Origin of the sequence: Exiguobacterium sp. s127 (assembly GCF_018618695.1) — a bacterium.
GTDB classification, from domain to species: domain Bacteria; phylum Bacillota; class Bacilli; order Exiguobacteriales; family Exiguobacteriaceae; genus Exiguobacterium_A; species Exiguobacterium_A oxidotolerans.
Window position 1 is genome coordinate 56790 of record NZ_JACSMO010000005.1, and the last position, 21195, is coordinate 77984.

General features: G+C 46.5%; 23 protein-coding genes. 14 read left to right on the forward strand and 9 right to left on the reverse strand.

Going from position 1 to position 21195, the window contains the following annotated elements; genetic code table 11:
- Positions 1-4: 4 nt before the first annotated feature.
- From KNP98_RS08210 to KNP98_RS08220, 3 genes are all read right to left on the reverse strand, one after another.
- Entirely contained in the window at positions 5-1309 is a 1305-nt protein-coding gene (locus KNP98_RS08210) for a VOC family protein (protein WP_214804963.1), read from the reverse strand.
- Between the two features lie 24 nt (positions 1310-1333).
- Positions 1334-2347 (reverse strand): hypothetical protein, encoded by a 1014-nt coding sequence (locus KNP98_RS08215; RefSeq protein WP_029333318.1) that lies wholly within the window; start codon positions 2345-2347, stop codon positions 1334-1336.
- A gap of 91 nt (positions 2348-2438) precedes the next feature.
- Positions 2439-2879, reverse strand: coding sequence for an RrF2 family transcriptional regulator (locus KNP98_RS08220; protein ID WP_088836768.1), 441 nt, complete (start codon positions 2877-2879; stop codon positions 2439-2441).
- A 153-nt stretch (positions 2880-3032) separates the two neighbouring features.
- Here KNP98_RS08220 and KNP98_RS08225 point away from each other — a divergent pair, with 153 nt between their 5' ends.
- The 3 genes from KNP98_RS08225 (at position 3033) to KNP98_RS08235 (ending at position 5742) form a co-directional block, all read left to right on the forward strand.
- On the forward strand, positions 3033-3833 hold the full coding sequence (locus KNP98_RS08225) for a hypothetical protein (RefSeq protein WP_214811060.1): 801 nt from the start codon (positions 3033-3035) through the stop codon (positions 3831-3833).
- A gap of 218 nt (positions 3834-4051) precedes the next feature.
- Positions 4052-4939 carry an ABC transporter ATP-binding protein gene (locus KNP98_RS08230; protein ID WP_214811062.1) on the forward strand — a complete coding sequence of 296 codons (888 nt, stop codon included), beginning with the start codon at positions 4052-4054 and terminating at the stop codon, positions 4937-4939.
- Entirely contained in the window at positions 4936-5742 is an 807-nt protein-coding gene (locus tag KNP98_RS08235) for an ABC transporter permease subunit (RefSeq protein WP_088836771.1), read from the forward strand. Before KNP98_RS08230 ends, KNP98_RS08235 begins: the two co-directional genes overlap by 4 nt.
- 220 nt (positions 5743-5962) lie before the next feature.
- On the opposite strand, the gene KNP98_RS08240 is transcribed toward KNP98_RS08235, so the two are convergent.
- Positions 5963-7210, reverse strand: a complete 1248-nt coding sequence (locus KNP98_RS08240; RefSeq protein ID WP_214811064.1) for an MDR family MFS transporter — start codon at positions 7208-7210, stop codon at positions 5963-5965.
- A gap of 409 nt (positions 7211-7619) precedes the next feature.
- Here KNP98_RS08240 and KNP98_RS08245 point away from each other — a divergent pair, with 409 nt between their 5' ends.
- The 3 genes from KNP98_RS08245 (at position 7620) to KNP98_RS08255 (ending at position 10990) form a co-directional block, all read left to right on the forward strand.
- Positions 7620-9203: a peptide chain release factor 3 gene (locus KNP98_RS08245; protein WP_214767409.1), complete on the forward strand. Its 1584-nt coding sequence runs from the start codon at positions 7620-7622 to the stop codon at positions 9201-9203.
- A gap of 133 nt (positions 9204-9336) precedes the next feature.
- Positions 9337-9783, forward strand: coding sequence for a general stress protein (locus KNP98_RS08250; RefSeq protein WP_239456864.1), 447 nt, complete (start codon positions 9337-9339; stop codon positions 9781-9783).
- A gap of 121 nt (positions 9784-9904) precedes the next feature.
- Positions 9905-10990 (forward strand): MBL fold metallo-hydrolase, encoded by a 1086-nt coding sequence (locus tag KNP98_RS08255; RefSeq protein ID WP_214807770.1) that lies wholly within the window; start codon positions 9905-9907, stop codon positions 10988-10990.
- A gap of 164 nt (positions 10991-11154) precedes the next feature.
- Here the strand turns inward: KNP98_RS08255 and KNP98_RS08260 are convergent, their stop codons facing one another.
- Positions 11155-12393 (reverse strand): purine/pyrimidine permease, encoded by a 1239-nt coding sequence (locus KNP98_RS08260; protein WP_214807773.1) that lies wholly within the window; start codon positions 12391-12393, stop codon positions 11155-11157.
- Between the two features lie 106 nt (positions 12394-12499).
- On the opposite strand from KNP98_RS08260, the gene KNP98_RS08265 reads away from it, so the two are divergent.
- Both KNP98_RS08265 and KNP98_RS08270 read left to right on the forward strand, forming a co-directional pair.
- Positions 12500-13312, forward strand: a complete 813-nt coding sequence (locus KNP98_RS08265) for a LysR family transcriptional regulator (RefSeq protein ID WP_214769777.1) — start codon at positions 12500-12502, stop codon at positions 13310-13312.
- A gap of 71 nt (positions 13313-13383) precedes the next feature.
- Entirely contained in the window at positions 13384-14574 is a 1191-nt protein-coding gene (locus tag KNP98_RS08270; protein ID WP_214807776.1) for an RtcB family protein, read from the forward strand.
- Between the two features lie 92 nt (positions 14575-14666).
- Here the strand turns inward: KNP98_RS08270 and KNP98_RS08275 are convergent, their stop codons facing one another.
- The gene (locus tag KNP98_RS08275) at positions 14667-15197 is read right to left on the reverse strand and encodes a DM13 domain-containing protein (RefSeq protein ID WP_214769771.1); all 531 of its coding nucleotides are present in this window, start codon (positions 15195-15197) and stop codon (positions 14667-14669) included.
- Between the two features lie 101 nt (positions 15198-15298).
- Positions 15299-15790 (reverse strand): GNAT family N-acetyltransferase, encoded by a 492-nt coding sequence (locus tag KNP98_RS08280; protein WP_214811067.1) that lies wholly within the window; start codon positions 15788-15790, stop codon positions 15299-15301.
- 113 nt (positions 15791-15903) lie between these two features.
- Between KNP98_RS08280 and KNP98_RS08285 the strand changes: the two genes are divergently transcribed.
- Genes KNP98_RS08285 through KNP98_RS08305 form a run of 5 tightly spaced genes read left to right on the forward strand, consistent with a single transcriptional unit; the run spans position 15904 to position 19132 of the window.
- Positions 15904-16401 carry a cysteine hydrolase family protein gene (locus KNP98_RS08285; protein ID WP_214801174.1) on the forward strand — a complete coding sequence of 166 codons (498 nt, stop codon included), beginning with the start codon at positions 15904-15906 and terminating at the stop codon, positions 16399-16401.
- A gap of 23 nt (positions 16402-16424) precedes the next feature.
- Positions 16425-17186: a hypothetical protein gene (locus tag KNP98_RS08290; protein ID WP_214807786.1), complete on the forward strand. Its 762-nt coding sequence runs from the start codon at positions 16425-16427 to the stop codon at positions 17184-17186.
- On the forward strand, positions 17183-17788 hold the full coding sequence (locus KNP98_RS08295; RefSeq protein WP_214811069.1) for a hypothetical protein: 606 nt from the start codon (positions 17183-17185) through the stop codon (positions 17786-17788). Before KNP98_RS08290 ends, KNP98_RS08295 begins: the two co-directional genes overlap by 4 nt.
- A gap of 27 nt (positions 17789-17815) precedes the next feature.
- Entirely contained in the window at positions 17816-18337 is a 522-nt protein-coding gene (locus KNP98_RS08300; RefSeq protein WP_214801180.1) for an AAA family ATPase, read from the forward strand.
- 27 nt (positions 18338-18364) lie between these two features.
- The gene (locus KNP98_RS08305) at positions 18365-19132 is read left to right on the forward strand and encodes an endonuclease/exonuclease/phosphatase family protein (RefSeq protein WP_214807791.1); all 768 of its coding nucleotides are present in this window, start codon (positions 18365-18367) and stop codon (positions 19130-19132) included.
- A gap of 116 nt (positions 19133-19248) precedes the next feature.
- Here the strand turns inward: KNP98_RS08305 and KNP98_RS08310 are convergent, their stop codons facing one another.
- The gene (locus tag KNP98_RS08310; RefSeq protein WP_214801185.1) at positions 19249-19599 is read right to left on the reverse strand and encodes a hypothetical protein; all 351 of its coding nucleotides are present in this window, start codon (positions 19597-19599) and stop codon (positions 19249-19251) included.
- A 115-nt stretch (positions 19600-19714) separates the two neighbouring features.
- Between KNP98_RS08310 and KNP98_RS08315 the strand changes: the two genes are divergently transcribed.
- A complete protein-coding gene (locus KNP98_RS08315; RefSeq protein ID WP_214811072.1) occupies positions 19715-20464 on the forward strand; it encodes a nucleotidyltransferase domain-containing protein in 750 nt (249 codons plus the stop codon).
- Positions 20465-20549: 85 nt separating this feature from the next.
- On the opposite strand, the gene KNP98_RS08320 is transcribed toward KNP98_RS08315, so the two are convergent.
- Positions 20550-21044, reverse strand: coding sequence for a hypothetical protein (locus tag KNP98_RS08320; protein ID WP_159173715.1), 495 nt, complete (start codon positions 21042-21044; stop codon positions 20550-20552).
- Between the last annotated feature and the right edge of the window lie 151 nt (positions 21045-21195).

Genomic DNA, 21195 nt, shown 5'->3' on the forward strand with positions numbered 1-21195 from the left:
CTTTTTATTTCGCGTTCAGCGTGATTTGATCATGGTCAAGCTCGGCGATCCCGCCAATCGGGAACGTAAATAAAGGTTCCGTGTGACCGAAATCCGCATTCGCGATGACGGGGATTGTTTTAAGTTGCGGGTAGAGACTGACGAGATAACGTAAATGTTCTTCCGTCATCTTCGTCGTCAGTTGGAACCGGCCGAAGACGATCCCGCGGATTTCGTCAGCGCCCGGTTGTGCCAGTAACGAAGCAAAGTCACGGGCGAACGTCGCCGGATGGACTTCGTAGTCGTCCTCTAAGAAGAGGACGGCTTGACGCAAATCGGGGAAAAACGGCGTTCCTTGTAATAAGTTCAACGTACAAAGGTTTCCCCCGAGAATCCGGCCGCTCGCTTTTCCGCTCGCTAAAACGAGATGACCGTCGTTCAAGGACGTGACGGTCCGGCCGTCAAACCAGTCATGCCAGTTGACGCTCGGACGAACGGAGATCGCTTGGACGCCGAAGAACATCTTCTTGAAGTAGTCGAGCGTGTAGGCGTCACGCGAACTGAGTGCCCGTAACATCGGTCCTGAGTAGGTGACGAGACCTGTTTTTGTGAAAATCGCATTACTGAGCGCCGTAATGTCAGAGAAACCGCAAAGAATCTTCGGGTGGGTCCGAATTAAATCGTAATCGAGTCCCGCAAGCAATTCGTTTGAACTGAAGCCACCGCGTACGCAAAGAATCGCGTTGACGTCGCTGTCGGCGAAAGCGGCATGTAAATCGTCGATTCGGCAAGCCGGGTCGCTCGAACCGAACGGATTGACGGCGCGGGCATGTTGACTGATTGAGACGCGGAGTCCGAGCGTTTCTAACAGTTCGATGGCGTCATTGATGATTTTTTCATCGACACTCGCTAAGCTCGAAGCAGGCGCAAGGAGACGGACATGCGACCCTGCCTTTAGTTTATCCGGAGTAATCGGCGTCAACTGGCTTTCGATACATTCGATTCGGTTTCCGAATGGATCTTCCGTAAACAATCGCCGGCGCGGTGCAAGCCGATCGTCAAACGTGACCGGGTGACCGGCTTTATTCAAGCGCTCGGCGACACCATCCAAGTCGGGAAACGTGAGGCCGGGATGTGCTTTTTTAGCCGGCTGAAAATTTTGTTCGATGCCAACGTGAATCGCTGCAGCGTGACTTGTAAACCAAACGCCACCCGTCGCACGGACACCGACGGGCTTTTCGACTTCTTTCATATGTAATAGCCCGGCATAAAAAGCCCGGGTCGCATCTTCTGAAGCAGGTGGCGCAGCTAACTGAACATGATCAAGCATGACGACACTTCCTTTCGTGGTGCATCAACCGACAAATTGTGTGACCCGTTTAAGTTCACGTTCGACAAAGTCTAGATAGAAGGAACCGTCAATGCGGTGGTCAAGACTTTGGGCAATTTCATAAATATTCGAACGGAGCAATCCGAGATAGCCGGCTTCTTCTTTACGGGCTGATCGGTAAGAGGCTGCGTAATGAGCGAGTAAGAACTGAAGGTAGCCGCGATCTGTCAAAAGCGGAATCAATTGTTTTTTCTCTTCCATCGACCAGACGTAATTCGGGTTGTAATACATTTCGGCATAAAGGTGATACGGTTCGTCACCACCTGTGAAGAGCGGCTTGACGCGGCGTACTTCTTGTGTGAGTTTCTCCATCCAATCGAATCGGTCCTGTTTACGACTGATGAACAATGGCAAGATGTACGGATGTGCCTGGTCCGGCATCCGTGAACAACCGCGCTCGTGTCGGATTGCTGCATACAATAGAAGTGCCCGGTCTTCGAAACCACGTTCAATCGCGTACGTCATCCGGCTGAATCCTTCACACGACGGACAATCACTCAGTTCATCGGAAGGGGCATCAATCCATTCTTCCAAGTATTGATCCGCTTGTTCTTCGTCACCAAGTTTACTGTAAATCATGAAACCGATATAATCACGGGTCCGCGCAAATCCGTTGGCGTCACAAAAGTCGCTAAAACGTTCATAATCCGCCTCTAACAAAGCGATTGAGACGTCTTCTTGTTCAGCGGCATAAATCAAATACGATTTATAGTTCCAGTACAGGTCAAGCTCCTGTTTATGTGTCAGTGTCAGTTCGTCCTTACGAATCCAGTCCATCAATAATGAAAACGAGACGAGGAACGAGCGGAAATGTCCGAGATCAAACTGGTTTTGAGAAAAGGTCCATAATGCTAAGGGGCGAAGTGAATCGTCGGTCGTATCTTCAAAAATCGTCCAAAGTGATTCGCCACGTTCGAGTGACGGATTTTCCTCTTTCAATCGAAGATATAGGCTATTGAGTTCTTCATGAGGGTTCATCTGTACCCCTCCTTTCTTATATGAGTATACCACGCAGCGGATGAGAAATCGTTGATGATGCGGGCGCAACAAAAAATGATTCCGCTACGCATCAATTGCGCCTCGGAATCATTTCAAGAATTTGTGGATGCAGTTCATTTGCCGGATGCAATAAATCCTGGATCGTATAACTATTAAGTACCTGATGGAACGCTTCAATCGCTTCATCAAAGGCAGTTCGTGCAGGGTCAAGAGATGGATGTTCCACCATTCCCTCTTGCGGGTCCAAAAAATGAGTTGTTGGTTCGAACAATTGTACGACGTCACCGAGATAAATTTCATCCGGAGGACTTGCTAAGCGAAATCCACCACCACGACCACGGACAGAATGAATCAGACCATTTTGTCCTAAACGATAGACGACTTTCATCAGATGATTTTTAGAAATGTCGTAACAATCCGCTACTTCCTGGATTCGGACAAGTCGATCCGCATGTGTGCCTGCAAATAAAAGCGACCGGATCGCATAGTCCGTATAACGTGTCATGCGCATATATATCACCTACTTATCCTAGATTCTAAAATGGATAGGAAGGAAGAACAAGTTTAAATATGTTGTATAAAACAAGTATTTTTTATACCTTTTTTGAAGATTGTTTTTATCTAGGGGTTCGGGCATAATGAGGGGGGAAAGGTAGGTCATGGTATGCATTTTGATCAAGCATTACACCTCTTACAAAAGATGGGTCCGGAAGTGGATAAACGCGGTTTCCGCATCGCGAGCCGGTTTTATGATCAGTTAGAAAAAAATCATAGCCGACAGCTTGAACAAATGGGACAGCAGGACATGCGTTTACAAAATCGTGAACTTCGGATTTTACGCCTCAGTCGCCTGTTGCATCACGTGACGAACCAACAAGAACCGAGTGAGTTGTTTAAACTCATTTTACTCGAAGAAATCAATCAAACGAAATCGTTCATTCTGTCTTACCCAGAAATCGTCAGTGAGGAGATCCTGCTCGCCGTGCAATGGGAATTTGAGCTTGAAGCGACAGACCCATTGCTCGAGGCATGGTCTGTTGTCCATCACCAACTCGTTGATACGTGTCGTCACTTTTGCAAATATTCATCAAACGCAAACTGGAGACAACTCGAAGTGTTGTTGATTGCAGAAACACATCATTTAGGTGCTGTCATTGACGAAGCAAGGTATGCTTTGACGAATCATCGGAAAACGACGCTTGTCCATTTTAACGACATGAAGGCGCTCTCGGCTAAGTTGATGATGACACTCGAAGGACTTATTCAAAAGGGACTTGTTTTCCATACTATGCACCAAAATAGTACGGATGAAGGGGCGGTTGAATTTTTAGAGATGATTGCAAGCGACGACCCGATCGTATTCGTCAGTGGATCGAGTCGGTTCATCGCGGATGTGCAAAGGACGCTGGAACCGCTACCGGTTATCTTTGGTCCATTTGTCGCAGATAATGCGTTGCCGTCTTAATGAAGGATTGCCTGAATCGAGTTATTTCAGGTACGAGAGCGGATACCCCGATGTTTTCGAGGGATGTCCGCTTTTTTTGTCGAATTAGCGTTGCTCGTGCGTAAGCTGGTTGGAACAGCGGACTTTTTCAGCTGAAAGAGGAGAACTGATCGTTTTTCTTGAAAGGTATTAAAAGTATCAATGCCGGAGTATTCTTTCAAACTTTCAGGAGGGGTGACATGATTAACATCGAGAATCTGACGCAACAGTTTTCAAACGGAAAAGGAATTTTTGATGTCACGATCAATGTGGAGAAAGGCGAAGTATTCGGTTTTCTCGGACCGAACGGTAGCGGAAAATCAACGACGATTCGTCATTTGATGGGATATATGAAGCCGCAACGCGGGCGGGCGACGATAAAAGGGCTCGATACGTGGGCAAATCAGGCGCAAGCGCGAAGTCACGTCGGTTATTTACCCGGCGAAATGGCGTTCCTTGACGGAATGACAGGGCTTGCATTCCTCAACATGATGGCCGGTATGCAAGGATCAGACAATCCGGACAGACGTGACGAGTTGATTAAAAAGCTCCAATTCAACCCGAACACACCGATTCGCAAGATGTCAAAAGGAATGAAGCAAAAGATTGGGATCGTCGCGACATTCATGCATGACCCGGAAATCTATATCCTCGACGAACCGACGTCGGGACTCGATCCATTGATGCAGAACTTGTTCATCGAACTCGTCCTTGAAGAAAAAGCACGTGGCAAGACCTTCTTGATGTCGTCTCATAGTTTTGCTGAAATCGAGCGGACATGCGACCGGGCAGCGATTATTCGTGACGGCAAAATCGTTGCGACAAAAAATATTCATGAGTTGCAGACGATGCAACGAAAATCATTTAACGTCACGCTCGATGAAGAAGTGGCTGTAGCCGCTCTGCTTGCTTCCGCCTTGACGACGGAGCGAATCGACGTGCGGACGGTCCGGGTCGAACTCCGTGGGAATTATGATTTACTCATCCAAACGCTCGCCCCGTATCACGTCAAGAACATCAGTGCCGATGACCAAAGCTTGGAACAAATTTTTATGGATTATTATAATCAAAAGGAGTTGGGGGAATGAATCTCGCCCTTTATCGTCATATGATGCAGCTCCATCTGAAGATGTTTTTTGGTTTCGGGGTTGGCTCAGCCATGTATGTCACGTTGATTACCTCCCTTTATCCGTTGCTCGACGACAACATGGAACAGATTGACGACATGATGCAGATCTTACCGGAGGGAATGATGCGGGCATTCGGAATGGAGTCGATCAGCAACTACGGTCAATTCATCTCGGCCGAATACTATGGTCTATTTTATCTTTTAATCCTGGGTGTCTTTAGCGTGATGGTCGCGATTCAACTCGTCGCACGGCTCGTCGACCGCGGTTCGATGGCCTATCTTTTATCGACGCAGGTCTCACGAACGAAAGTCATCGTCACACAAATGCTCGTCTTAATCAGTGGTTTAATTGTGATTCATGTTTTGACATTCGCAGGCGGGGCGCTCGCAGCACGGTTCTTAATCGATACGGACCGAATCGCACTCACTGAGTTTTTCCAAATCAACTACGTCGGGTTTTGCTTATTTTTAGCCGTCAGCGGTTATTCGTTCTTGATTTCCTGTTTGTTCAACGATGAAAAAAATGCTTTTGCGGTCGCGGGTGGGATAACTTTTCTATTTTACGGGATGAACATGATGGGGAAAATTGTCACGAAAATCGACTGGATTCGGCATTTTACGCCGTTTTCGCTTTATGAACCCGGAAAAATCGCCAGTGGGGAAGGAGAGGTCCTCGTCTCAGTAATCATTTTAATCCTGATTGGTCTGCTGAGCTATGGTCTTGCCATCGTCCTTTTCCGGAAACGAAACTTGCCGTTGTGACTTTTTCTTGGGTGAGACACAAGGTGATGTCCCTTGCTCCTAACAGAGAACGAGCAAGAAACGGGAGAGAAACACCATTCAATGCAACTAAAAAGACAAGCGATTGATTTGATTAAAATCTAAATCGCTTGTCTTTTAGTTTTTTAGCAGGAACAGGTTAAAGCAACTATTTAGTATTTTTTTAAGTTTACTACCAACTTCTTCTTTAAGACCATTCACCTTACGCCGACTCGGACAACCGTTTCGCACGGCGAATCGAACGATCGAGTGCCAAGTAGACGAGTCCAGATAAACAACACGCGACCCCGATGGCGCCAAGCGCATAGTCGCCGTGACCGGATTCGAGGAACAACGACCCGAGGAGCGGTGCCGTTACGCCACCAATCAACCACTGCACGCTCGCGGCACCATTATACGTTCCCCGTAAGTGAACCGGCGCAATTAAAGCGATGAACGTCATTTGGACCGGTGACATGATCATTTCGCCGATGGTATAAAGGGCATAAATGACGAGTAAGAGAATGACGATGACGATATAATCCGTTCCGAGCGAGAAGAAGTGGGACGGGACGAAGGCGAGTAAAATCATGCCGAGTCCGAAGACGCTTGCGCCGAGTAACATGACTTTCCCGAACGATTTTCCGGATAGCTTCGCAGCAATCGGAAATTGGAACAAGACGACCATGATGCCGTTCAGTCCCATCAAGTACGGGAAAGGATTTTTTTCGTCCGGTAATCCCGGTAAGGCTTCTTTTAAGAAGACGGGTAACATGTTTTCGACGAGCGTGAAGCCCATCGAGATGAAGACACCAGCCGCAATGAAGATTAAAAAGACATGGTCCTTTCGTAAGACAGTCAGTGAAGAAAGTTGTGGCGTATCCACCGGATGCTCGATTTTTTCAGGTTTCGTCTCACCGATGAACAGCAGGAGGACGAGGGCATAAAGTACATAAACAATAGCTGCTCCATAGAAAATTAAGGACCGATCGATGAAGAGGACGGCACTGCCGATCAATGGACCAAACGCGGCCCCGATGTTATGTCCCATCCGTAAGAGACCAAACGATTCATTCAACCGTTCCGGTGGTGTGACATCGGCGACCATTGCGCTCGCTGCCGGGTGGAACAGAGAATTCGTCAGGCCGAGCGTCGCATTTAAGATAAGCAACGGCCAAAATGTATCGGCAAACGTAAAACCGATTAGGGCGAGCGCATCCCCGACGATGGCGATGACCATCAACGGTTTGCGGCCGTAAATGTCGGCGAGGTGCCCTCCGAGGAAAGAGCCGAATAAAGCGGCAATCGGCCCGATTGCCATGATGACGCCGACGAGGAGGTACGAATCGAGTTGATCGGCGTAATAGAGTACAAGAAATGGTGCAATCATGAACATCATGATGCCGGTTAACGTTTCCCCGACGAACCGGATCCAGATGTTACGGTCGAGCAGTTTTAATGAGTTGAACATAAATAAAACCCCTTATTATTCCGTTTTTAGACAATAGAAAAGACGGATACGCACAAATATGGGCATACCCGTCCTGATATAAGGGGGCAGCATGTACGTATACGCATACGCACACCCTGCTTAATTTTTAAAAAATTAAACGATTGGGTGACGTACAATGATCGCAGATGAGTTTGATACCTGAATCTGTCGCTGTGCTTGTGGCTGTTTCATGTGTACGTCTCCTCCTTCTAGTTAGTTAACTTCCTCGTCATCTTATAGAACATCAGGACGAGTTGTCAACTAAAAATCTGAAAATTGAGTCAATCGTGTGAAATAGACGAATAGCTGAAAATTCGGTATGATAGATTAGTTGCGAAAAATGAGCTGGTTACAAGTATTGAATTTATCGTGAAGGGACTTATTATACATGACAAAATTACAAACTGAAGTCGAGAAACGCCGGATTTTCGGTATCATCTCCCACCCGGATGCCGGGAAAACGACATTAACAGAAAAATTCTTACTCCACGGAGGGGCAATCCGGGAAGCAGGGTCGGTCAAAGCCCGGAAAAATTCAAAATTTGCTAAATCCGACTGGATGGAAATCGAGAAACAACGTGGAATCTCGGTCACCTCATCGGTCATGCAATTCGAATACGATAAAAAAATCGTTTCCATCATGGATACACCGGGTCACTCGGACTTCGGTGAAGATACGTACCGGATTTTGACGGCCGTCGACTCGGCAATCATGGTCATCGATGCGGCGAAAGGGATCGAGTCACAAACGAAAAAACTTTTTCAAGTCTGTCGGATGCGCGGTATTCCGATCTTTACATTCATCAACAAGATGGACCGTCAAGCACGCGATCCGCTCGAACTGATGGAAGAGCTTGAAGAAGTCCTCGGGATCCCGTCGGTTGCTGTCACGTGGCCGGCAGGTTCAGGACAACAGTTCGAAGGGGTCTACGACCGGGTCAACGAGAAGTTCCACTGCTTCAAACAAGACCGGAAGACGATTGAGCTTGGGGAAGAGGGGCTCGCAAGCGACGAACTCGCTAACTCAATCAACAATGAAATGTACGACACGCTCGTCGATGAAGTTGATTTACTCGACGGTGCCGGCAATGCCTATGACGAGGAATTGATTGCGAAAGGTGAACTGACACCGGTCTTCTTCGGTTCAGCACTCGTCGACTTTGGTGTCACGCCACTGCTCGAGCACTATCTCAACTTGTCCCCGTCACCGACACCACGGGAATCGAACAAAGGGAAGATCGAACCGGCACAAGAATTCTTCAGCGGATTCGTCTTTAAAATCCAGGCGAACATGAACCCGAATCACCGGGACCGGATTGCGTTCATCCGCATCTGTACCGGCAAATTCGACCGTGGGATGGATGTCGTCCTGACGCGGACAGGTAAGAAAATGAAATTGTCGCAATCGACGCAGTTCATGGCAGATGAGCGGGAAACGGTCAACGAAGCCTTTGCTGGAGACGTCATCGGTCTCTATGATTCGGGCAACTATCAAATTGGCGATACAATCACGAATGGTGATCCGTCACTCCAATACGAAGCCTTGCCGACATTCGCACCGGAATTATTCTTGAAGGTCTTTACGAAAAATGCCCTGAAGTCCAAACAATTCCAAAAAGGGATTGAACAATTGGCGCAAGAAGGGGCAATTCAAGTCTATAAGACGGAATACAACGAGGTCATCCTCGGTGCGATCGGTCAACTTCAGTTCGAAGTCTTCGAACACCGCCTTAAAGGCGAGTACGGCGTCGATATCTTAAAAGATGCGGCGAACTTCCAGGTCGCGAAGTGGGTCAAGGTGACAGAAATCAATGAAGTGAAGAAATTGACGGATTCACGGACGGTCCTCGTCTATGACCGTTGGGAAAACCCGGTTCTCCTCTTTGCGAATGATTTCGTCTACGAACGCTTCGTCCAAAAAAATGAAGGTACGATTACATTAGTCGATTCGCCGCAACAGCTGAACGATTAATCGAATCTTGAGAGAGCTTTTCCGCGTCAGCGGAGGAGTTCTTTTTTTACTGCACTGTTTTGCTTCAGAAGAACATGGGTAAAAAAGGGAAGTAGTCCGATTCATACATTTTGTGAGAGGGATGGTGGTAACGATGGCGAAAAAATTCGTAGGCGTTTTTCATGATCAATCCAGCTTGGAGCAAAAGATGCATGCTTTAAAAGAACACGGACATAAGGACTCTGATTTTTCAGTTGTCGGACGGGATGAAGCGGCCGAAGAGACATCGGGTGCGTCTTGGGTCGATGAAATGAAAGCGAAGTTCAGCAAGGAACCACCGTTACGTGAGACACTGAAACGCGTCGGTCATTCGGACGACGAAGCGGCAAAACATTACGAAGAAGTCGAGCGTGGCGGCATCGCCTTGTTCGTCAAGGAACGGGACGATCACGACCACAATCATGACCATGACCATGATGAAGGACATCGACATGAGGGAAAAGTCGAAAATCCCGGCGTCAATGACTATGAGGCGGAGCAGGATGCGAATCACGAAAAAAGTACGCGGACGAAATGGGACGCAGACGATTTAAATAAATAAGGGACGAACACGGATTGCTTTTTCTAAAAGTAACCCGTGTTTTTTGTTGGAGAAGTGTCTTCGCTACCGCCAGGAAAAAGGCGAGTGCTATACTGGAAGCACTTATTGAAGAGGTGAAAACATGAAAAAAACAGTCGCAACACTTACAGGGCTCGGTTTACTCGGAACGGTCTTTATGACGCGTTATCCATTATTCGGTCGCCGACCGTCTAAAGCCGATCAACAGGATTACAGACGATCCGCCCAGTTCAAAAATGGAAAGTTTCAAAATGAACTGCCGTTTCAACTGAAGATGGAATGGGAGACAACAAAAAGTATCTTAAAAGATTATGGGCGGAAATTGCCGTCTTTAAAACCGGTCAAACCGTTACCGGTCAAACCGTTTGAACAGCGGACGGACGGGACAGAACCGCGTGTGACCTGGTTCGGGCATTCGGCATTCCTGCTCGAACTCGATCACCAGACGATTTTCTTTGATCCGATGCTCGGTCGTGCGCCGTCACCGTTCCCGAAACTCGGAGGCGGACGGTTCCAGACGACGGCACCGGTCGACCTCGATGCTTTGCCGGCAATCGATCTCGTCATTTATTCGCATGACCATTATGACCACTTGGATTACCATTCGGTCCTGGCATTAAAAGACCGGGTCGGACAATTCATCGTTCCGCTTGGTGTCGCGAGCCGCCTGAAAGGCTGGGGCGTCGACGCAAGCCGGATCACGGAACTCGATTGGCACGAATCGATTGAGACGAATGGCCTCCGTCTGACGGCGACGCCGGCCCGGCACTATTCGGGACGAAACGGGCTTGATCAATTTTCGACGCTTTGGGCATCATGGGTGATTGAGGGATCGAAGAAAGTCTTTTTCAGCGGCGACAGCGGCTACGGTCCCCACTTTGAGGCAATCGGTGACCAGTATGGTCCGTTTGACTTGACGATCATGGAGTGCGGTCAATACGATACCCGTTGGTCCAGTTCGCACATGTTACCGGAACAGACACTCGCGGCACATCTTGATGTCAAAGGAGACGTGATGATTCCTGTCCATTGGTCGGCGTTTACACTGGCGTTTCATCCGTGGTACGAACCGGTCGAACGGCTGTTGAAGGAAGCGGCGAAACACGACGTACCGGTCGTGACACCGATGATCGGCGAAAGCGTGACGGTTGCAAGTCAGACCCGTAAATGGTGGCGCGAAGTCCGGTGAAGTTAGGTTAAGTTAAGTGAAACTCGTCGTCCTTTCCTGTGCTTTCCTGTAGGAGTCACGGGAAGAAGCCGAGTTTGATGGACTGCTTTCATCTGATTTCAAACACAAAATCCCCACTTTGTCGTGTTTTACGACAGAGTGGGGATTTTACTTTGACATATAAATTAACTGGCAAGCCGTTCTGATTGAGCATCACGTCGCACGCGCAAACGTTCGATGACTTCAAAACCGAGGACGAGCATCGTCCCGATCAATAAGCCGTTACTGAAGAACGGACGTAACGTCAGTGGCAGAATTTCTGCCAGGACCGTCGATTGCAACAGAATGCTGATCCCGATGACGGCACAAATCGCAAAGGCATGTTTCCGGCGGCTTGTCGTCATGCTGCTTTCAGCCGACTGCCAGGCAATCAGGAACATGTGCGGTAACGTCGCGAGTAACGCTGCACTGGCGACACTACGCGGCAATGTCGCGATGATGCCGATGATGCTCGGGAAAAAACCGACCAAGGCAATGACGAGTGAGGCAATCAAAAACGGTCGGCGGTCCTTACTGCCTGTCTGGGCGATGAAACCACTTGTAATCGGTAACGGGACCGGAACGAGCGTCGAGAACGTCGCCGCGATCAAGTGAATGATCCCTTCGATCGTCAGTCCTTGATGCAAGGCGCCTTGTTTCTGAATCGTCGCTTCGACGGCGCTGAGCGCAGCAATCAAGTTGACGATTAAAAGAATTGCAAACGGAATCGCGACGAGAAACGCACTGCCGTCAAATTGCGGCATCCCGAACGGTAAAGCGGTCGGGACGGAAAAGACACCGGATGCTTCCGGCAGTGACGGGCGACTGACCAACCAGCCGACGACAATGCCGATCATCAAAGCGAACGGACGGAGCCGTGCCGGACCAAACTGGCTCAGTCCGAGGACAAGCAGGAATGTCAGAACACCGGCAAGACGTGTCGCTTCGACGGCGAGAACGGCACCCAGCATGACGCCGGTCAGTTGAATACATAATAAAAGCAAAAACGTGCCGCTGACGAGCGGGGTGAAGACCGGTAATAAAAAGCGGGTCCATCCTGTCAACCCGAGGAAAATCAGGACAACACCGGCAATGACGACCGCGGCCATCGCAATCGTGAAGGCCGTCTTTGAATCGACCGGCAGAGCGGCGATGACAACAAAGATACTGACCCATGAACCGGCAGGGCCGGACACGATCGGTAACCGGTGACCGAACACACCATGAAGAAAACAGGCAATCCCGCCGACAAAAAAGGATCGCTGGACAAGCGCGGCCGTTTCGACACTTGAGAGGTCGAACAGACTCGCGACGACGATCGGCAAGGCAATCGTATTGGCTAATAAGAAAATAATCCACTGGACTGTGGACGTCGTACGTTTCACAAAAATCGTCTCCTTTAAAAATCGCTGATTTCAGCATCGTATCATATGATTGATGTTATGATTCATACATATTTATGACTGAAAACATATGAGAGAGATGATGAATATGGATTTACGGCAATATCGCTATTTTTGTGCAGTCGTCGAAGAACAATCGGTCACGCGGGCAGCAGAACGCCTGCGGATGGCTCAGCCTGCCTTGACGCAACAAATTCGGAAGATGGAAGAGTTGCTTGGCGTACGGCTGATTGAACGGGCGGGACGCGGCATCCGGATTACAGCGAGCGGTGAGCGGCTCTATGAACGGGCCGTCTCACTATTGCGCTATGAAGCGGAAACGCGGATCGAAGTCAGTGACATCAAGGAAGGGCGGACCGGCATCTTACGGATCGGCGTCAATACGTTGTCCGCCGGCCGCTTGACAGGCTGGGTGAGAGAAATGAAACGACGGCATCCGCGGATTACGTTACAGATTCATCAGGGCGAGTCTGCTGCTTTGATTGATCGTTTGAAGGATCATGCGATCGACGTGGCACTCGTCCGGCTGCCGATTGAGGCGCAAGGTGTCACGATCGAGTGGATGGAAGAGGAACCGTTTTACCGAATCCATCATCCTGATTTTCCGGATGCCGATATGATTATTCCGAGTCAGGAAGGACTGGGTGTCTTTCAGACGCTCAGCCAACAGTTCGGGGTCGTCTCACAGGAAACGTGTTCCGACGTCTTGACCTTGATTGGCCTCGTCCGGTGTGGACAAGCGGTGACGCTGTTACCGGAAAGTACGCTCCGCGAACTCGACATGACGGGACTGGTGCGGGAACGGTTACCGGACGCGACGAGTACGACGGCTCTTGTCTGGTTGACGGAGGACGGTCAATCGGCGCTGACCCAACAATGGGTCTCGATTGTCCACGAGTAAGAACGAATTGTTAAAAAAGGGATTTTATAGGATACTTGAACAAGAGACAGGAAGGTAAGGGGGAGGATGAAATGAAGACGATTCGCGGAAAGTACGGCGAAGCGAAGATTTTTACACACAATGTCGATGACACGACGATTGAACAGGTGACGGGGATGCTGAACGAAAACATTGCTGTCGACGGCAATGTCCGAATCATGCCCGATTGTCACGCCGGCAAGGGCTCGGTCATCGGCACGACGATGCGGATTCACGATAAAGTGGTTCCAAATCTCGTCGGTGTCGACATTGGCTGCGGCATGTTATGTACACAAATCAACCGTGAAGGAACAGCCGGCGTCGATTATGAGAAGTTGGATGCTGCGATTCAGGCACTGGTTCCGAGCGGCATGTCGGTTCGCAATCAGCCGCACCGGTTGTCGGAACAGATTCCGTTTGAGCAGGTGTTGGCACCGTTTAACGAAACACGGGCCCGGTTATCAATCGGCACGTTAGGCGGCGGGAATCACTTTATCGAGCTGAACGCGGACGACGAGGACAATCTCTATCTCGTGATTCATTCCGGCAGCCGGAACCTCGGGAAAACGATTGCCGAGCATTATCAAAAGCTGGCGGAAAGCTCACAATTCACCGTCGATACGGCGTCGGTCGTCGCCTCACTGAAAGATCAGGGACGGGAGCAGGACATCCAATCGACGTTGGTCGAGCTGAAGAGTCAGTTCAATGAAACGAATAAAGATTTAGCGTACGTGTCCGGTTCCGATATGGACAACTACTTACATGACTTAAAAATCGCTCAAACGTACGCAGCGCTGAACCGTCAAGCAATGACCGACGTCATTGTTGAAGCGATGGGCTGGTCGGTCACGGAACAGTTCGATACGATTCATAACTACATCGATCTCGAGCGGATGATTCTCCGCAAAGGTGCGATTTCAGCGCAAGCCGGTGAAGTCGCCATCATTCCGATGAACATGCGTGACGGTTCACTGATCGTTAAAGGAAAAGGCAATCCGGACTGGAACTATTCGGCGCCACACGGAGCAGGACGGATCATGTCCCGTTCGAAAGCCTTTAAATCCGTTGATCTGAGAGAATTTGAAGCGACGATGCAGGACGTCTGGTCGAGTTCGGTCGTCGAATCGACACGTGATGAGTCGCCATTCGTCTATAAACCGATGGAGGAAATCATCCGGAACACAGAAGATACGGTCGAATTACTCAAAGTCATCAAGCCGCTCTATAACTTTAAGGCGAAGTGAGCCGGTAGGTGTCTGCGACTTTGAACCAGACCAAATCCCCCGACCTTCTGATTGGAAATGAATCAGTGGTGAGGGGATCGGTTACATAATATTTACTCGTTGTCAGTCTTTACTACTGCCGTACCAAAGTCGGCGTTGAAGGCACGGCACCAAATCACGACGGTATTGTACTTCGTGAAATCGACATCTGGAGGGACAGCATAATTTTGATTGCCGGTATTGCCTTTTAATGCCCCTAAGTTGATGCCTTCTTTTGGCTCCATACCCGGTTGAATGAGATAGACGAATAAATCTGGACCATTCGTCGTCTTGAAATCTTCAAACCGGAGATACTGACCGTCATCTGCTTGAATCGTTTTGAGTGTTCCTGAGGTTTTGTAGTTTTTTTCTCCATCGACGAATTTACCGGAGAACGTAAGCTCTTCCTCCTGCGTGCCAGGTGTCGTAGTTTCCGTTTCATCTTCAGTATCCGGTGTCTGTTCTTCCGTTTTGACATCAGAGGAAGTCGGGGGAAGTCCTTCGTCAACTGCTTTATCAAAAAGAAGCGGCGAGACTAACCACCAACTGATTGCCAGGATACCGACGATGACGACGCCAAGGAGAATCTTCGTGATTGTTTTCATGTGCATCACTCCACTTCAGAGGTTTTTCAGTGCAGCGTTCGGACATCTGCGTCTTGGTTAAATTTTATCATATGTGGAAGATATCCGTTCATCAGAAGACGCTAGTTACTTAGATATTTGTAAGTCTCCCCATCATCAGCGCTGCGGAGAAAGCCTGCTTTTACAAGTACGGATTGGGAGGCACGATTTTCATGTTCTGTATACGCGCAGACTTGTAAAACTTTCATCTCCTGCAGTCCAAACTCGGTAACGGTCTTGACGGCTTCTGTCATATAGCCGTGACCGCGGAAGTCCGGTTTCAGGACATAGCCGATCTCAGCAATGTTGTTTTGGTAGCCGCGGCAAAAACAGCAGTTCCCGATAAATTCGCCGGTCGACTTTAAGTACAGTCCCCACGTAATCCCGTCCCCATTGAAATAATCGCGGGCAATCTGACTCAAGATGTTGACTACGTCAAGGCTGTTTTTTGCCTGTTGCCCATCATAGACCGTAATCTCAATCATTTGATTCGCTTCACTTAATCGAATTTCTTTTAATAACAGCTGTTCGCTCGTCAGTTCAGGAAAGACGTCAAAATAGTATTTTTCTTTCATGGGGCATTCCTCCTTGAATTTGCTTCTTACCTCAAGTGTACGTTATCCGATACGAATCGGAAGCATAACATCATCAAAACTAAAAATCCGTTCATTGATCAGGAGGAATTTACATGCAAAAGAAAGCGTTAGTCGTTATTGATATTCAAAATGACATGACAAAAAATTATAAGGAAGTCATCGGTACGATCAATCAGTCAATTGATTGGGCAGTTGAACAGGACATGCATGTGGTCTATATCCGGCACGAAAATTTATCAGCCGGGACAAGAACGTTTAAAACCGGGACACGTGGTGCCGAGTTAGCACCCGATTTAAATATCGTTTCAGATCATGTATTCACAAAATATAAGGGGAATGCTTTAACAAGCGAAGCGTTCGCGGCGTTTATTGAGCAGCACGAGATCACCGCCTTTTATCTGACCGGTGGAGACGCGACAGCTTGTGTCAAATCGACCTGCTTCAACTTACGTAAACTGGATTATGACGTGACAGTGATTACGGACGGGATTACCAGCTATGACAAAAAGAAGCTTCCGGAGATGATTGAATACTATGAGAAAAAAGGCAGCAGCATCATCCAGTTCAAGGATTTACTTTCGGTTGATTAACGCTGTTGAAGGAGGGGGGTAACATGAAAAATGTAATTAAAGTACTGATTGTTTTGTCCGTCTCAATAGGTCTGATGTTGACAGGTTTTCCGTCAAACGAAGCCGTGGCGAAAAACAAAAAAGAAACACAACATGACACCTTTAAAAAGTTAAAAATGAATGCCTCGATGACCAGTGTTGCGAAAGTCATGTATGGCAAGAACTATAAAAAACATCTGTGTGACCGCTCAGAAGATGAGGTGAAAGTTAATCTTTTATGCAGTGGAGAGGTATACGATTCCAATACATACGATAAAAGCGGGAAGCTAAAATATTTGAAGTATGAGTTTTATTTGTATCCGAATCCAAAGGTGCCGAATGAATCGGACAATACGGATGAAGTGACGTTCCAAACCGTCCGGATGTTGCTCGTATTTAAGTCGAAAGAGCACAGCAAGCAGTTAAAGCTTGTCGAAAAACATTGGTTTGACGTATCCGTCGAAAATTCGAAACGTGTCTACAACAATCAAAAAATTGAAAAAGGCATGACGAAAAAGCAGTTGGATGACGTGCTGACTGGAACAGGGCTCGGGAGATACGAAGCCGTCTCGTATATCGACTATTCAAAAGTCGGAAAGCAAGCCGGTAAACAACAGCCTGTTTTTTTAAAGGCGTACAAGACGTATTCGTATTCTGTCTTGAATCAGAAAGAGAATATTCTGTACTTCTTCGAGATGAAGTACAGTCGGACGAAAAAAGAGTATGTCGTTTCGTATGTGGAGTCCTGGAGGGAGAACATTAAATGAAATGGAGAAAAAAATACTTGATTTTGTTATCCAGTGTTTTTTTGATTGCGGGATGCACAGACGATGCTGTGACATCTAAGCCTAAATCAGAAAAGAAAAAAGTCACTGTTTCGAATCAAAAAACAGATGAAAATCAAATCATGAATCATGACCAGTTTGAACAGCTGTTTGCACACATGAACGAACACTTGAAGATTGATCATTTTCAGCTAAAAGCAAGTACGCGGCGTTCAGATTTCACAATCATCGACAAGGAATTAAGCTTTGGTAAAAGAAATTGGTTAACCGTTGATGGAAGTAGTGATAGTGCCTCAACACAAGAAAGCCTATATTTCGAAGATAAAAAACAGACGACGCAGTTGTCGGTCCACTTTGCCTACACCGACCACTACATAGGCGAAGATATGATCCAGTATCCCAGCAGCTCGGGCTATGACAAATTGAATCAAAAACTCGCGAATCAATCTGATTTAATACTTATCAGCTACAAGAATTTAGTGATTTCCGTCCAACAAAATAAATTAAGTAAAGTAGACCCGGAAACGACAAAACTTGCAGTTGAGCGAGTCATCAAGGAGTTAGGACAATTAAACATACATTGAATCCCCTGACCGAAAGGGAGAACAGAAATGACAAACAGAATATATTTCATATCAGGTCCAGCAGGAGTAGGGAAATCAACGACGTCAACCATTTTAGCTGAAAGAATTAAGAGAAGTGCTTATATTTCGGGTGATCTTATAAGCCACCTCCCAGTTTCGGGACATGAAAAACCTTGGGAATCAGTTCAAGCAAAAAAACTCGTGTGGGAGAACCTGATTGCACTGACAAAAAACTTTATTAAGTCTGATTTCGATGTGATTATTGATTGGATAATTTCGTTAGAAGATATCCGTATCTATGCCCCTGAATTGTTCTCTTTAGATGTTGAGATGAAATTCGTCATTTTGTGGACGGATGAGAAAGTCAATGTAAATCGCGACAAAACGCGTTCTGAAAATGAACAAATGGGGGAGCGGGTAAAAATATTGAGAACTGATTTTCTCTCAGAAAAAAATCAACATCCTTACTTTTTGGATACTACCCATTTAGAGCCTAAGGATGTTGTCACCTCCATCATGGAGGAAGAAAGTTATCTTATTGAACTTTAAAACAAATCAAATGAAGGATGAAATACGATGAAGATAGCCACTTTTAATATTTGGAACAAACAGGTTGAGTGGGAAAAGAGGATAGAGGTTATTTGCGGTGAAATCCAAAGAATAAATCCAGACATAATTGCTCTTCAAGAAGTGAAAACTTTTATTAGTGCAGAAAGTAATATGAACGTAGCTCACTATATAAGTGAAAAACTAGAATCATTTCACTGTATTTTTAAAGAATATCCTGATTCACCAGACGAGGGATTGGCTTTTTTAAGCAAATTTCCAATAACATCAACGGATATGATTTGGAATACGGATACAGATGAGTCTAATTACTGTGCGATTAGAATAACAGTTAAACATGATGACTTAGACTATGGAATTACTAATGTTCACTTAAATTGGAGGACGGAAGAAATTCGTCAAGAGCAAATCATGACCGTCAACCAGTGGATTTCCGACAATCAAAAATCCTACGAAATACTTTGCGGTGACTTTAACGACGTGCCTGATTCTAATACACATAGATATTTAATCTATAATGATTGGTCTGATGTGGCATTAAATTATGAGAAAAGAGGATTTAAAGCTCAACCAACCTTAGACTACACTAACAATACATACCTAAAGAACGAAGGAACCTCACAAAAAACGTTACGGTACGATTGGATTCTTCTAAAAAGTAAGACATCTTTAAAAAGTTGGCAAATAGATTCTGTAGAAATATTTGGCGATAAGTTGCTGGGCAAATATGCTGTTCTTCCAAGCGATCATTACGGCGTGATAGCAGAAATTAATTAATCTCTTTTTGCTTTGTCACCATAAAAGGTAGTTGGTACATTAAGTCCGTCAGATGTTGGAACGGACATCGAAAAAAGTGACTCCCACAAGACCAATTTCTTTTAAACGAATTTACGTTATTCAGTTTTCACTTCGTAATCAGCTAAAATTTTATTTCCAAAAGTAGTAAGCATTTCTGAGCTGACGAAAGATTTCACTATGAAAAGTAAGTTATCTTTGCTGAAAACAGGATTAATCAGTAGTGCTTTTTGTTCAAAAGCAAAGCGGTTATGATCATAATTGATAATCAGGTCTTTCAGCCCGCGTAGATCACTTTTTGAAAGATCGAATAAGATGACAGCTTCATGTATCGTTGTGTTTTCCATTGCATCCGGTTGTAAATTTCCGAGTAGAGTCAGTAACGTTTGATTGTGAAATTTCAGCTTTTCGATTTCCTCTATCAAATAGGTATAATTTTTATCTGACATATTTGAACTCTCCCTCTTTTTGGCTCCATCTGATAATATTGTATCAATTTACCAATGGTTACCGTAGGCGATGTTTAAATTTCTCGAATAGAATTGATTTGGAGGTGTCGATGACATGCAGTTGCCTACACGACTTGGCACCGATGAGGCCGGCTATATTATGAATCAAACGAGTGTCGTGCGTACTCAAGCGATGTTTCGACCTGTCATTGAAGAAGTGATGGGTCTGTTGAAAAAACAGTTTGGTGAAGTACTTCACAGCGTTTACGTATACGGCAGTATCGGTCGCGGTACAGCCGTCCCTGGAAAATCAGATTTAGATTTGACGGTGATTTTAAGAGAAGACGTTCAAATGGGTTCTTTAAGAGAAGTGACACAAAATTTGTTAGAGCGGCATGCTGAAATCATAAAAGTTGATTACGACATAGGCACACTTGATACAGTGCTCAGTCCTGAAAATCTGTATGAATGGGGCTTTTGGATACGTCATGTCTGTTCCTGCATCGAGGGTTGCGACTTATCTGATCAGTTTCCGAATATGAAACCGGACGTGCGGATCAGTCGTGCTCTAAATCGGGAGCTAGCTGCCCAGTTGCGTAAAGCTCATGAAAAACTAGAGGCAGGCGACATGGCTCAAACGGAAAAACGATCTCTCGTTAAGCGGATGATCCGTGGTGCTTACTTAAACATCAATGTAAAAGATCAAAGTTTTGTATCAACCATTGAGGACAGCCTGTCGATACTGCAGCTATATTTTTCTGAAGATAAACTGATTGAGGATTTAGCGATAATGGCGGACAAGATAGTACTGTCAGACGAAGAATTATACGGTGTGTTGCTTCGATTTGAAGCAGCGTTTACTTAAAGATCGTAATTTGTCACACAGAGTAACATGGCTAAAAAAAGCCCCCGAAAAAACGGGGGCGAAGCATATACTTTATCTTTTCAGTTCACACCGTCTCATCCGTAAACGTTTCACCGGTCCGGCGCACGGTCGCTCCGAGTTCAGCCGCAATCGCATTGATCGCTTCTGAATCTTCATTGACTTCACTGATGATGATGACACCGTAGTGATCGGCACTGATTTGGTTCAGCGTCCGGTTAAATAAATCAAACGAATCGCGTTCGTTTTTTTCGTCCCGGTTTGCGCCGATCAAGTATCCGGCAACAGAACCGACGAGCATCCCGAATGGTCCACCGACGACACCGACTGCCATCCCGATCATTGAGCCTTTGAACGATTGATCCTGCTGCGTAAAGTCAATTGCATCGATGAACGAAAACCCGTCCGTCTCATCGCGTTTCGCTAAAACCATCTGTTCCATCTCGATTTCTTTAATCGCTTCGAGGTCCTTGATCATCTCAAAGCCAGTTTTGGCTTTTTCTAAATCGTTGAAAATAATCGTCGTAACGACGTGGGTTGCATCATTTTTATATTCTGCCATAATTTCCGCCTCCAGAAAGTTCTGATGTCGTTCTACAGTTTAGTAGTACCCGGAACGGAAGTATCGAAAACTAGAAACGTGAACTCCGCCTAAGCATATGATTGATATAACTTCTCAATTAGGCGATAAGGAAAACTTATCAAAAGTCTTT